The sequence below is a fragment of the Gemmatimonadaceae bacterium genome, from assembly GCA_019637445.1.
Lineage (GTDB): Bacteria > Gemmatimonadota > Gemmatimonadetes > Gemmatimonadales > Gemmatimonadaceae > Pseudogemmatithrix.
The window spans coordinates 1,581,926-1,595,088 of the sequence record JAHBVS010000001.1; the positions used below are offsets into that span (position 1 = coordinate 1,581,926).

12 protein-coding genes are annotated in these 13,163 nt (G+C 67.5%); 6 read left to right on the forward strand and 6 right to left on the reverse strand.

Annotated elements, in window-relative coordinates; translation table 11 throughout:
- Positions 1-62 precede the first annotated feature (62 nt).
- Together KF709_07165 and KF709_07170 are read right to left on the reverse strand one after the other, a co-directional pair.
- The gene (locus KF709_07165; GenBank protein MBX3174175.1) at positions 63-1,253 is read right to left on the reverse strand and encodes an acyl-CoA desaturase; all 1,191 of its coding nucleotides are present in this window, start codon (positions 1,251-1,253) and stop codon (positions 63-65) included.
- Positions 1,254-1,324: 71 nt separating this feature from the next.
- On the reverse strand, positions 1,325-2,305 hold the full coding sequence (locus tag KF709_07170) for an alpha/beta fold hydrolase (protein ID MBX3174176.1): 981 nt from the start codon (positions 2,303-2,305) through the stop codon (positions 1,325-1,327).
- Positions 2,306-2,388: 83 nt separating this feature from the next.
- Between KF709_07170 and KF709_07175 the strand changes: the two genes are divergently transcribed.
- Entirely contained in the window at positions 2,389-2,748 is a 360-nt protein-coding gene (locus KF709_07175) for a hypothetical protein (GenBank protein MBX3174177.1), read from the forward strand.
- Positions 2,745-3,740: a TerC/Alx family metal homeostasis membrane protein gene (locus tag KF709_07180; GenBank protein ID MBX3174178.1), complete on the forward strand. Its 996-nt coding sequence runs from the start codon at positions 2,745-2,747 to the stop codon at positions 3,738-3,740. Before KF709_07175 ends, KF709_07180 begins: the two co-directional genes overlap by 4 nt.
- Positions 3,741-3,797: 57 nt before the next feature.
- Here the strand turns inward: KF709_07180 and KF709_07185 are convergent, their stop codons facing one another.
- The 3 genes from KF709_07185 to KF709_07195 are packed head-to-tail and all read right to left on the reverse strand — an operon-like array spanning position 3,798 to position 6,500.
- On the reverse strand, positions 3,798-4,442 hold the full coding sequence (locus KF709_07185) for a DNA-3-methyladenine glycosylase I (protein ID MBX3174179.1): 645 nt from the start codon (positions 4,440-4,442) through the stop codon (positions 3,798-3,800).
- Positions 4,439-4,960 (reverse strand): hypothetical protein, encoded by a 522-nt coding sequence (locus tag KF709_07190; GenBank protein ID MBX3174180.1) that lies wholly within the window; start codon positions 4,958-4,960, stop codon positions 4,439-4,441. The genes KF709_07185 and KF709_07190 overlap by 4 nt, the downstream gene beginning before the upstream one ends.
- A 31-nt stretch (positions 4,961-4,991) precedes the next feature.
- Positions 4,992-6,500 (reverse strand): SLC13/DASS family transporter, encoded by a 1,509-nt coding sequence (locus KF709_07195; protein MBX3174181.1) that lies wholly within the window; start codon positions 6,498-6,500, stop codon positions 4,992-4,994.
- 79 nt (positions 6,501-6,579) lie between these two features.
- Between KF709_07195 and KF709_07200 the strand changes: the two genes are divergently transcribed.
- Together KF709_07200 and KF709_07205 are read left to right on the forward strand one after the other, a co-directional pair.
- Complete coding sequence (locus KF709_07200) at positions 6,580-8,763, forward strand: hypothetical protein (GenBank protein MBX3174182.1); 2,184 nt, start codon at positions 6,580-6,582, stop codon at positions 8,761-8,763.
- A gap of 8 nt (positions 8,764-8,771) precedes the next feature.
- On the forward strand, positions 8,772-9,329 hold the full coding sequence (locus KF709_07205) for a hypothetical protein (GenBank protein MBX3174183.1): 558 nt from the start codon (positions 8,772-8,774) through the stop codon (positions 9,327-9,329).
- Here KF709_07205 and murB read toward each other — a convergent pair.
- Positions 9,316-10,281 (reverse strand): UDP-N-acetylmuramate dehydrogenase, encoded by a 966-nt coding sequence (gene murB, locus KF709_07210; protein ID MBX3174184.1) that lies wholly within the window; start codon positions 10,279-10,281, stop codon positions 9,316-9,318. The genes KF709_07205 and murB overlap by 14 nt on opposite strands.
- Positions 10,282-10,417: 136 nt before the next feature.
- Between murB and KF709_07215 the strand changes: the two genes are divergently transcribed.
- Positions 10,418-11,779: an insulinase family protein gene (locus KF709_07215; GenBank protein MBX3174185.1), complete on the forward strand. Its 1,362-nt coding sequence runs from the start codon at positions 10,418-10,420 to the stop codon at positions 11,777-11,779.
- Positions 11,779-13,140 (forward strand): insulinase family protein, encoded by a 1,362-nt coding sequence (locus tag KF709_07220; GenBank protein MBX3174186.1) that lies wholly within the window; start codon positions 11,779-11,781, stop codon positions 13,138-13,140. The genes KF709_07215 and KF709_07220 overlap by 1 nt, the downstream gene beginning before the upstream one ends.
- Positions 13,141-13,163 lie beyond the last annotated feature (23 nt).

The following is a 13,163-nucleotide window of genomic DNA, read 5'->3' on the forward strand; positions in this document are numbered from 1 at the left end:
AAGACGGGGGACGGCCGCGGCCGCCCCCCGTAGAACGCACTGCGCCCCGTTGGTGTTCGCGCCTACGCGGGCGAGGCCTGCAGCTCTGGGAAGAGCTCGATGCTCATGCGTTCGGCCAGCATCTGGCGAACGCGGGCGACAATCTCATCCGTCGACGGCGAGTCGGCATACACGCGAAGTACCTGTGTTCGAATTTCCGCGGCGCTCGGCAAATGCGGGAGCTGTGGCAGATGCTCCTGCAGTTCGTGCCAGGCTTCCTCGGCGCGCGCCTGCTTCGCGGCAAGACGCGCCCGCAACTCGCGCACCTTCGGGTGCGCGTCAAACGCCTCGCGTGCGTGTGCGACCGCAGAGGCGGCCTCGGCGCGCTTGGCCGCATACTGCTCGGCGAGCTGTCGGGAGACACGCTCCAGGACGGCCGCGCCGACGCGGCGCTCGTTGCGCACGACCTCCGCCGGTGGCTCGCCGAGATCCCACACGACACCGCACCACGACAGCGCCTTCAGCACGTAGTAGGTCGGGTCGATCTCGTACCAACGGAACCCCTGACGGGTCGACCGCTGATACGCGTGATGGTTGTTGTGCCAGCCCTCGCCCAGCGTGATGACCGCGAGCCACCAGTTGTTGCGCGAGGTGTCGCCGGTGACGTAGCGCTGCGAGCCGTGCACGTGCGCCAGCGAGTTGATGAAGAAGGTGCCGTGGTACAACACGACGGTGCTGAGGAAGAACCCGATGAACAGACCCGGCCAGCCGTCGATCAGAAAGCAGCCAATCGCCAGCACGATGGCGGGCAGGAGCTGGTGCTTGTCGAGGAAGCGCAGCTCGGGATACTTCACGAGGTCCGGCACGTCCTCGACGCGCGTGCTGTCGTGCTTGGCGTCGAAGATCCAGCCGAGGTGCGAGTACCAGAAGCCGCGGTGCAGCGGCGAATGCACATCCTCTTCCTGATCCGAGTGGCGGTGGTGGTGCCGATGCAATGCGGCCCACCAGAGGACGGACTTCTGCGCCGAACTCTGGGCGAGGAAGGCAAACAGGAACTGGCCGAGCCGCGACGTCTTGAAGGAGCGGTGCGAGAAGTAGCGGTGGTAGCCGGCCGTGACACCGAACATCCGCACCACATAAAGCGTGATCGCCATGATCACGGACGTCATCGTGACGCCGCTCCAGAATGCCGCCAACGGGGCAAGGTGGACGAACACGAAGGCGATCGTGTTCGGATAGATGATGTCGTCGTGGTACTCGGCGGTCTGGCTCACGGGGCAGTCAGCTGAAAAGCGATGGGGAGCGAACGTCTAGACAATCTAAGACGGTTTGGGCCAAATCCGTGTCACGCGAAAGCGGACAACCATGACGTCACGTGGGATTCCATGAAATAGGTAGGGCCGAACGGGCTGCCGCCGACCCAGCCCACGTGTCCGCCTGCGCCGGTGAAGCTCGGGTGCAGGGCGGGGTTCGCGGCCGCTACCGTGCGGACCCGGTCGAGCACCTGCCGTGGCAGAAAGGGGTCGTTCTCTGCCGAGAAGAGAAGCGTGGGAACGCGAACCCGGTCCAGGAACGGCAAGGAACTGCTCCTGGCGTAGTAATCGTCCGCGCCGGCAAACCCGTGCACCGGGGCCGTAAACGCATCGTCGAATTCCCAGAAGCTTCGTGCCGCCAGCATCCGCGGACCCACTACAGGAAGGGTCGGATGCCGCTGGAGGGCCTTGAGCGCCTTCGCCTGCAGTTGGCGCACGAAATGGCGCACGTAGACCCGGGAGAATCCATGATTCAGGTGCGCCGAACCCTCCGCGAGATCAAACGGCGTCGAGACCGCGGCCGCCGCCCGCAACTCGGGTGGGACGCCAGTCCCCTGCTCGCCCAGCCACTTGAGCAAGACGTTCGCGCCGAGCGACACCCCCACCACGACGATAGGCCGCCCGGGCTGCTCCGCCGCCAGCCGTCGCAGAAAGAGGTCGGTATCGGTGGTCTCTCCCGAGTGATACATCCGGGGGGCCGCCGGCACGCGGCCGTCGCAGGTGCGGAAGATGAGCATCGCTGCGCCCCAGCCTCGCTGCCTCGCCTCGTGCATGAGGGCCTGCGCATAGGTGGACCGAACCGTGCCCTCGAGCCCGTGCAGGATCGCCAGTATCGGGGCTTCAGCGCGCGCTGCGTCCACGCGGGCGACACTGACCGAATCGCCGTCGGGTGTGTCCCAGCGCTCGATGCGCTCGCCGGCCGGCGGGACGCGCCGGAGCAGCTTGCCGTAGATGGTGGGCAGGTGGGGGCCGGGCAGCCACCACGCGGGCCGGAAGTCGGATTGGTGCGTCACTCGTGACTCGGTAGATTCCACGCGTCGGCGCGCGTGCGGAGCCACACGGCATCCGCACGCGAGCAATATCGGGGGGTGCACGGGTGGAAGTGCAGGTCTTCGGGACCCAAAAGAGCCAGGACACGCGGCGGGCGCTTCGATTCTGGAGCGAGCGGCGGGTGCGGGTGCACTTCGTGAACCTCCAGGAGCGCGCCGCCAGCAAGGGCGAGCTGCAGCGCTTCGTGCAGAAGTTCGGCCTCACGCCGTTGATCGACAAAGCCTCCCGGCGCTACCAGGACCTCGGTTTGTCGGTTGCCCGGCTTTCGGATGAGCGATGGCTGCAGACGTTGGTCGATGAGCCCCTGCTGCTCGCGCAGCCCCTCACGAGGTGGGGGGCCAAGCTGACCGTCGGCGTGCGCGAGGATGAGTGGCGCGGCTGGGTCGAGGCGGCGCGAAGCGGATGATCCTGATCTGGATGGGCTTCCTGGCGTTTGTCGGCGTCATACTGGCGCTGGACCTTGGTGTGTTCAACAAGACGCCGCATGCCCCGTCACTGAAGGAAGCACTGCTGTTCACGCTGGGCACGGTGATCCTGGCCCTCGGCTTTGCGTCGTTCATCTACGGCGCATACAACGGGCATTGGCTCGGACTGGGTGCGGGCGTGGACGCCGTGGACCAGCAAGTGAACGACGGTCGCCTCGCCGCAGTGAAGTTCCTCACGGGCTACGTCGTCGAGCTGTCGCTGTCGATGGACAACGTGTTCGTGATCGCGTTGATCTTCCAGCACCTGCGTGTGCCGGACATCTATCAGCACCGCGTCCTGTTCTGGGGGATCCTCGGCGCGCTCGGCATGCGCGGCGCGATGATCGGCGTCGGGGCGCAGCTCGTGGCTCGCTATCACTGGATCCTCTACTTCTTCGGCGCCTTCCTGGTCGTCACGGCGGTTCGGATGCTGTGGCGCAAGGAAGAGGAGGAGGAGGCGGAAGTCGAGAGCGCGGTGGTGCGGTTCCTACGCCGACACTTCCCGGTGACGGATCGTTTTCACGAGCACGCGTTCCTCGTCGAGCTCAATGGGCGCAAGTTCCTCACGCCGCTTGCCGTGACGCTGGTGCTGGTCGAGACAACGGACCTCATCTTCGCGGTGGATTCGATTCCGGCGATCTTCGCGATCACGGCGGATCCGTTCCTGGTGTTCACCTCGAACGTGTTCGCCATTCTTTGCCTGCGGTCCCTCTACTTCGGATTGGCCGGACTCATCCAGAAGTTCCGCTACCTGAACATCTCGTTGGCCCTGGTGCTGGGCTTGGTTGGCGTGAAGATGCTCGGCATGAAGTGGATCAAGGGCTGGCTGGGGGACGACACCAACTTCTGGCTCCTCGCCCTGATCTTTGGAATCCTCTTGGGCGGCGGGCTCGCCAGCTGGCTGGCGGATCGTCGCGCCGCGGCCCGCGCCTAGTGCTTGCGCCCAACGCTCGCGTCTAACGCTCGCGTCAAACGCTCGCTCGGCGGCGCCTCAGCCTTGGGGGCGCGGCATTGCCGCCACGATGCCCCGCCTGTGGCAACCCTCGAGATGGTCGTTGACCAAGCCCATCGCCTGGAAGAAGGCGTAGACCGTCGTCGGCCCGACAAAACGCCATCCGCGCGCCTTCAGCGCCTTCGACAGCGCGGCGGACTCCGCACTCGTGCTCACGATATCCTGCTTGCGGCGCGGTGCGGGCGCCGATTGAGGCGCAAACCCCCAGACGAAATCGCGCAGCGAGCCTTCGCGCTCGCAGAGCTCGAGATACGCGCGCGCGTTCTGGATGGTCGCTTCGATCTTGCCGCGGTGGCGCACGATGCCGGCGTCGGCCAAGAGTCGCGCGACATCGCGCGCGCCGAAGCGTGCCACGCGCGCGGGATCGAAGCCGGCGAAGGCGGCGCGGAAGTTGTCCCGCTTGCGGAGGATGGTCAGCCAACTGAGTCCGGCCTGGAATCCCTCCAGCGCCAGCTTCTCGAAGAGCCGGTGCTCATCCACCACCGGCACGCCCCATTCCTGGTCGTGGTAGCGCACGTAGTCCTCGAGGTCGCCGCACCACCAGCAGCGCACGATGCCGTCCGCCGCGCGCTGTAGTCCGTCCGCAAGCGGCGCCTGTCGGCGCGCGTCGGCGCGAGCGCTCACGTGTAGCCGCGTAGCGAGAGGAACTTGGCCACTTCCTCGGCGTCCTCAACGACCTCGAGCCAGCCCGGCCGAAGTGCGAGGCGAACCGCGATCGATCCTCCCTCGGCGACAATCGCGACGGCGTCGGTAAAGTCGCACTTGGCCACGGCGGTGTCCGGCAGCTCGATGCCCGGGATGGTGCTGTACTGGATGGTGTGCGTCGGGCCGAGATCCGGACGCGGCTCCAGCCAGGTGACGCCGCGAAACACGGCCACCTCGTTGCCGTGTGACGAGAACGCGGAGTCGCGGGCGGGGAGCGTGGCTTGCTCCGGCAGGAAATCGGCCACGAGGCAGGAGACCTCAAAGCCCTCTTCGATCTCGGCGCGGTCCACGTGCGCGCGCACCGTGCCGCCCTCGCGCAGGCGCACGCGGAACTCGCCTTCGGCCATCTCCCAGCCGGCCCAGCCGCGCCGAAGCCGCCGCAGCGCCTCCAAGGAGTCGGTGTCGGCGATGAACGAGTAGGTCCGCAGCGCGCTCACGCCGGAAATCTAGCGGACCGCCGCCGGCCGCCTAGAAGAAGAGCCGCAGCACGGTGATGACGACAGCAATACCGACCACGTCCAGCGCGAGGCCGGCGCGCGCCATCTCCTTGACCGTCAGTTCGCCAGAGCCGAAGACGATCGCATTCGGCGGGGTGGCCATCGGCAGCGCGAAGCCCACCGAGGCGCTGAGTCCGATGACGAGCATCATCAGCATTGGCGGTTGGTCCAGCGCCGCGGCAAGCGAGACGGCGATGGGCATTCCCATCGAGGCCGTGGCGGCATTGCTCGCCAGCTCAGAGATGATGACCGTCACGACCGCCACGCCAACGAGCACGGCGGGCAGCGGCAGGCCATTCAGGCCACCCATCCACTCGCCGATCCGCGCCGCGAGTCCGCTGGATTCCATCGCTGCCGCGAGGGAGAGTCCACCGCCGAACAGCAGCAGCACGTCCCAGGGGATCTCGCGGGCCTCACGCCAGGTGATCAGTGGACGTCGGCCACGCGCGGAGTCCGCCGGCAGCAGGAACAAGAGGATGCCCCCCATCACGGCGATGCTGGCGTCGGTCAGCGCCGGTACCACGCTGGTCAGGCCGAAGACGGTGAGGTTGCCGATGACCTTTGGCTCCCGAAAGAGCCAGCCGAGCGCAACCAACGAGAAGACGAGGAGCACACGCCGTTCGCCCTGCGTGATCTTGCCGAGGGCCGCGCGGCGGTCGGCGAGGGCCTGCAGTCCAGCGGCGTCGAGCGTGAGGCGCTCACGATGAAACCCAAACACGAGGATGGCCCAGCAGGCCGGGAGCATGATCAGCGCAATCGGCAACCCGAACTTCAGGAAGTAGAAGAAGTCGAGGTTGACCCCGAGCATCTCCCGCGCGGCGCCGGCGAGAATCAGGTTCGGCGGTGTCCCGATCAGCGTCGCCATGCCACCGATGCTGGCGGCGAAGGCCACACCGAGGAGCATCGCCACGCGCTGGCTGCGCGCGGCCGGCCCCGAGCCGAACAGCGAACCGATGGCGAGTGCGATGGGATACATCATCGCGGCGGTGGCCGTGTTGGAGATCCACATCGAGACCAGCGCCGTGGCCAGCATCACGCCGAAGACCAGGCGGCGCGAGTCCGTGCCGACCTTCCCGATGACGGCGAGCGCAATGCGCTGGTGCGCGTGCCAGTGCTGCAGTGCGGCCGCAAGCAGAAATCCACCGAGGTAGAGAAACACCACCTCATTCGCGAAGGCGGCTGCGGCCTCCCGCGTGCTCGACACCCCGAGAAGCGGGAAGAGCACGAGCGGTAGCAGCGCCGTCACGGCAAGCGGGAGACACTCGCTGATCCACCAGATGGCCATCCACACACCGACCGCGAGTACCGAGGCCGCTGCGGGCTCCAAGCCCGCCGGCGCGAGCGTTCGGAGCACAAGAAACGCGATCGGGCCGAGCAGCAGCGGCATGGGACGCTGGCGCGGTTCGCCCGCTGTTGCGGAGTTCGGCTCGGACAGCATCGCGGCAAGATCCACCGACCGCCGCTGCGGAGCAAGGCGCATCAGAATCCAGAATGCCTGTTTGGTCGTTAGGGTACGACACGCCCCGACACACACTCTCCACGCCTTTCGACGATTCGCCTTGGTCTTTCGCGCCCTCCTGCTCGCCAGCTGTCTCGCCCGTTCGTCGGCGTCCGCCCAGGGCATCGCCGCGCCGCGCGCCGATACGCTGCAGTACGAGACCGCGGCGTTGCGTGCGCTGATTGAGGAGGCCGCGGCAATCAACCGCCGCGTGCCGGAGCAGCTGGGTGGATACCGCGCCCAGCTCGAGTCCGAGGTGTCCATCGGCAATCGCCGCTCGGAAGGCATGGAGATGGCCGTCCAGCTGGAGCAAATAGCCAGCGAACTGACCTGGGATCGCAGTGGCGCCTACACGCAGGTCGTGACGGGATATCGCTCACAATCGATCGGCGCGAGCTTCGCGACGCTTGGGTTCTTCCGCGTCGGATGGGCGATCCCCTCGCTCTACGGCAACCGGCTCGCCCTGCTCTTCGGGCGGGACACGTCCGAGGCGGTCAGGAGGCGGCGCGATCGCCGCGGTGGCGATCCGATGTATGCGGTGCATCCGCTGGCGGATGATCGCGATGGCTTCTACCGCTACTCTGGCGGCGACACGGTCGTGACAATGCACGTGGACGGTCGCCAGATCCCCATCGTTCGCGTCGGGGTGACGCTGCGCGACGACGTGCCCGACCGCACCGTCGTTTTCGTGGGCGAGCTGGATCTCGACGCCTCGCGGCGTCAGCTAGTGCGCCTGCGTGGACACTTTGCCGTGGTCGGTGGACCAAAGCCGAAGTTCGACCTGCTACGCGAGGCGCGACTGCAGGGCGTGGCCTACGTCGAGGCCGTGAACGCCGAGATCGACGGCAGCTTCTGGCTACCGGCCTACCAGCGTTTCGAAGCGCACGCCACCTCCAACCTCGTGGGTGAAGGCCGCGCGATCTTCCGCATCATCACGCGGTATCGCGATCGCGAGTTCCTGCCACCGCCGGAAGGCGTGCTGGTGGGATCGGCATCGGACACGTTGGCCGTGAAGCCCTTCAGGCTGCGCGTGCTGCCGGCCGACACCGTGTCCGCCTATCGCGATTGGCAGAGCGAACTGGGCGCCGCCACCGCCGATGTCAGCGCCGAGGACTTCAACGACATCGCACCTCGCGCTTGGCGTGCCGATGGGCCGCCGCGATTCTCGGTTGAGACCGAGCGACTCCTGGACGTGATGCGCGCGGACCGCATTCAAGGCGTGTTCACGGGCGTTGGTACCGTCTATCGATTTCGTGATGCGGCGCCGGGGTGGACCTTCCGGACGGCCGCGGGCTACGCGTGGCACGAGCGAACGGCGCGCGGACGCGCCGTCATGGAGTACCGCCGCGGGCGAACGACTACTGCGCTGCGCGCGGTGCGCTCGCTGGACCTCACGAACGACTTCAGGAACCCATACGACTCGGGATCCACCATCGCCGCGCTGCTCGGCAGTGACGACTACGACTACGTGGACCGTCGATCCCTGCAACTGCAGCTCGTGCGGCGGCTCGGGATGGCGAACGCGGGAAACCTGCGACTCGAGTCGGGCTTCGTGCAGGACGCCGCGCCGGCGCAGCATTGGGACGAAAGCCCGATCGGATGGGGCGGCCCGTTCCGCGCCAACCGCGCGTTACAGTCCGGTCGCTACTACCGGAACGCAGCGATCCTCGAATGGAGTCCCGACGTGACCCTGGAGTTCCTCCGCACGGGACTCGGCCTGCGCTTCAGCTATGAACGTGCGGACGGTGCGCTTTCCTACCAACGCGCCGAAGGCCGATTCACCTGGCGCACGAATGCCGGCAAGTTCGCCTTTGGGTCGCGCCTCGACGTCGGAATCACGAACCCCGACGCGCCTCCCCAGCAGCTGTTCGAGCTTGGGGCCAACCAGAATCTTCCCGGCTACGGCTACAAGGAGTTTGCGGGCGACCAGGCGGCTGTGCTTCGGGGACAGGCGTTCTACGGGTTCGGCGTCCTCGGCGCGCCGATTCGGCTCACGCCGCGGCTCTGGCTTCCGCCCGCAGCACCGGGTCTGGCCCTCGGTGTGCAGGCGGGATACACACGCGCGTCGACGGCCGATGCGCTGGCCACGGTGCAGGCACTGGGCTCCGAGTCCACGGGCCACGTGCGCTCCTCCGTCGCGCTGACCCTGCGCATCTTCGGGCAGTCGCTCGGGGTGGGCGTCGCCCGCCCGCTGGACTATCCTGAAGGATGGCGATGGGTCTTCGAGTTCGGGCAACGGTTCTAGCGCTCGCGGTGGCAATCGGCCTCGCCTGTGAGGGGCCTCGCCACGCGGAGGCAGCGCGCACCCCCTTTGAGCAGCTCGCGCTGGACTCGGCCGCGTCGGACTCGGCGGCCTTCGCCACCCTCCCCCCCGCGCTCGCCCCTTGGCTCGACGTGCGGCCGCTGCTGGCGCCCGAGGCGCGGGCCGAACTGCCATTCGCCGAGTGTCGAGAACTGGATTCTCCCGACGCCGGCCTCCAGCGACTGCGGCTGCAGCTGAGGCTGTCCGATGGCGCGGTGGTGGTGCTCTATGCCGTCGCGGATCGCGGATCGGGTGCGCTGGACCGCGTGGAGTTCATTCGGCGCACAGTCGGGAGCGGACAGCGCGGCTTGGTGTGGGATGCGGAGCGCAACCGCACGTATTCGAGCTGGTGGCGTGAGGGTTCGCGCGGGTTGTCGAGGCGCGCCGAGCGTGGGGAGATTCCGCGCGGGGGGCCCGTGCCGTTGGCGCTTCGCTCGCTCGGGCGCCAGTTGTTCACTGTGCCCTGCAACGACCCCCCAGCGGACCCCGACGAACTCAGGCGGCGCTGAAGTCGCCGACGAATCCGATCTCCGGTTCGAGTTGCTGCCCGAAGCGATCGGCAACGGCCGCCTGCGCGTGGGCTATCAAGGCCCGCACATCAGCCGCGGTGGCATCACCGAGATTCACGATGATGTTCGCGTGCATGTGCGAGATTTGCGCGTTCCCGATGCGGTGTCCCTTGAGTCCGCATTGGTCAACCAGTCGCCCCGCACCGACACCTTCGATCTTCTTGAAGATCGAACCGGCGCTGGGGTGGTACTCCAGCCACGGGTGCCGCGCGCCGCGCCAGGCCAGGTTCTCCTGGAGAATGCGCTGCAGCGTCGATTGCTCCCCGCGCTCCAGCGCGAACTCGACCGTGAGCGCCACCTCGCCGCTGCCGTGTAGGCGCGAGGTGTCGTATCCGAACTGCATCGACGCCGCGTCAACGCGTTGCCGGCTTTCGTCGGGCAACAGCAACTCGACTTCGCGCACGACCTCCGCGATGAACATCGTGCGCTCGCGTTCCGGCGCCGGCGAGAGGAAGTGAAGGTTCTGCCACACGGCGCCGCCCACCGTCGAGGGGATGCCAACGTAGTGCTCAAGCCCCGACCATCCCGCAGCGACCGCCTCTCGGATTAGTGCGGCAACCGTGGCACCGCTCTCCGCGGTCACGCGTCCGTCAGCCCGCACCGCGATGCGCTCCGCACGGTTGCGAATGACGAGTCCACGTACGCCCCCATCACCCACAAGGATGTTGGCCCCGAGTCCGAGGACGAAGTGCGGCACGCCGGCGTGTCGCGCCGCCGTCACGGCGCTGGCGAGTTCGTCCGCCGATGTGGCATCGTACAGGACGTCGGCCGGACCACCAATCTTGAAGGTGGTGTACGGAGCGAGCGGCACGCCCCGGCGCAGGCGGTCGGCGCCAAGCGCCGGCGCCAACGCTCCGACGATGTCTGACACCCGTGAACTCGAATCAACCATAGGAATGCGCGTAATCAATCCACGCTCTCGGTCCATCGCCAGCCGCGCGGACACCGGGACGACGGCGCACAGGGGCCGGCGGGTCCCTCAAGCCCTGTCGGGCCGCGCACTGTTCCGCGCAGGCGTGACACTCGCAATGGTCCTTGCGGGCCTGCTGCCCCGCCCTAGCGAGGCGCAGTTGCGCGCCGAGCTCGAGCGCACGATCCAACGGCGCGTGCTGCCGAACGGTCTCGAGGTGATCGTGGCGCCGAGCCACGGCGTGCCGATCGCGACGATCGAACTCGTGGTGAAGAACGGCGCGTTCACCCAGACGCCGGAGTACGCGGGACTGGCGCACCTGTTCGAGCACATGTTCTTCAAGGCGAACGACAGCTATCCGCAGCCCGACGCGTTCATCGACCGCGCGGCGGACCTCGGGGCACTCTTCAACGCCACGACGCGCGAGGAGCTTGTGAGCTACTACCTCACGGTGCTCGCCGACTCGGTCGAGGGTGGCCTGCGGTTCCTGGATGCCGCCCTGCGCGGTGCGCAGTTCCGCGCGGACGAGCTCGCCCGCGAGAAACAGGTAGTCCTCGGCGAGTACGACCGCGCGGAGTCGTCGCCGTGGTTCAGGCTCGACGAAGCCGTGGGCCGGAAACTGTGGGGGACATTCTGGAGCCGGAAGAACACCATCGGCGACCGCGCAGTGCTCCAGTCGGTGACGCCCGAGCAGATGCGGCGCATCCGGGACCTCTACTACGTGCCCAACAACTCGGCCCTGATCATTGCCGGTGATGTCGAGGCGGCGCCGATGTTTGCGCTCGCGGAGCGGGTACTCGGAAGCTGGCCGCGCGGCGAGGATCCCTTCGTCCGCGCACCGATTCCGACGGTGCCGCCGCTTGATGGCAATCAGGGCATCATTGTCGAGGAAGACGTGAATGCGGTCACCGTGCAGATCCAGTGGCACGGGCCCAGCGCCTCGAAAGACGAGGCCGCCACGTTTGCGGCGGACGTCTACTCGGACGTGTTGAACCAGGCGAGCTCGCGCTTCCAGCAGCGCCTGGTGGAGTCCGGTCTCTGGCAGGGCGTCATCGTCAACTATTACACGCTGAACCACGTGGGGCCCATCACGGTCAGTGGGCAGACGACGCCCGAGCAACTGCGCGAGGCGCTCGTGGCGCTGCACCGTGAACTGCGTGCCACGCTTGAGCCGGGCTACTTCACGGACGAGGAGCTCGAGGCGACCAAGGCGCACCGCGCGGTCAGCACCGCCTTCGGGATGGAGCGCGCCTCGGAAAACTCCCACACCATCGGCTTCTGGTGGAGCGTCGTGGGCGTGGACTACTACTTCCGGTACATCGACGCCATGGCCGAGCAGACGCCGCCCGACCTGCAGCGCTATGCGCGCACATACATCGTGGGCAAGCCGCACGTGACCGGCGTCATGCTGCCGCGAGGGACCATGCGCGCGCTGCAGCTCACTGAGTCGGAGCTGGCCGCGATCGGAGGGCCCCGTTGATGCACACCTTCCGCGACTTGGCAGCGAAACACGTCTGCGTCGCTGCCCTTGCACTGTGTTCGCTGGCGCGTGTGGTGACAGGCCAAGCGGCGACGCCCGCCGCCAGTCGCGCGCCCGCGGCCGAGACGTCCGAGACCACGCGCTTTGACGTCGACGGCATCCGCGTCATCCATCGCCAGACATCCAATGCACTTGTGGTGGCGAACCTGTACCTACTCGGTGGCACGTCGCTGGCGACGCCGGCCACCGCTGGACTCGAACCCTTGCTGCTCGGCGTCACCGAGCGCGGGTCGGCGAAGTATCCGGGGGAGCAACTGCGGCGCGCACTCGCCCGCACCGGATCGGAAATCGGCGTGGTGCCGCACGAGGACTGGACGGTCTACGCCCTCCGGACGACCAATACGCAGCTCGACTCGGCGTGGAGCGTGTACACGGACCGACTGCTGCGGCCGACCTTGGCGCAGGAGGATTTCACCTTCGTCCGCGACAACCTGCTGTCTGGCCTGAGCCAGCGCGTGGACAGTCCAGAGGCGCAACTCGAGTACCTCGCCGACAGCATCGCGTTCGTGGGCCAGCCGTATGGCCTCTCGCCGGTCGGTACGGAGCAGTCCATCGCGGGCCTGTCGCTGGCCCATCTTGCGGCGTTCCACAAACAGCACCTGGTGAAGTCACGGCTGCTGCTCGTGGTCGTCGGCGACGTCAGCCGGGAAAGGCTGGAGCGGATGCTGCGCACGAGTCTCGCCACGCTGCCGGCTGGCGACTACACCTGGTCGTCACCGTCGACGGGAGCCGAGCGCCCGGGTTCCAATGTGGTCATCGAGCCGCGCCGGTTGCCGACCAACTACATCCTCGGATGGTGGGAGGGCCCACCGGCCAACCACGCGGACGTGCCCGCGCTGCGGGTGGCCTCGGCAATCCTCTCGGGCAGGCTCTTTGGGGAGATCCGGTCGCGCCGCAATCTCACGTACGCCGTCGAGGCGAGGTTCCGCGACCGTGCCGTCACGTCTGGTGGCCTCTACGTCAGCACCACGCGGCCCGACACGACGCTGGCATTGATGCGAAACGAGATTCGCAACCTCTCCACCGTGACGCTGCCTACCGAGGCGCTGGCTCCGCTGATCTCGCAGTTCCTCACGGAATACTTTCTCGACAACGAGACATCGGGAGCGCAGGCCGACTTCCTCGCCCGTGCGGAGCTGTATCGCGGCGACTATCGCGCGGCGGAGCGGTTTGTCGCCGACCTGCGGGCCGTGACGGGCGATGACGTCCGGCGTGTGGTGGGCCAATACATGAAGGGCGTGCGCTTCGCGTACATCGGGGACCCGAGGGCGGTGAATCGCTTCCGGCTGATGGCGTTCTAGGATCTCGCCCGCCGGCGGTCCGC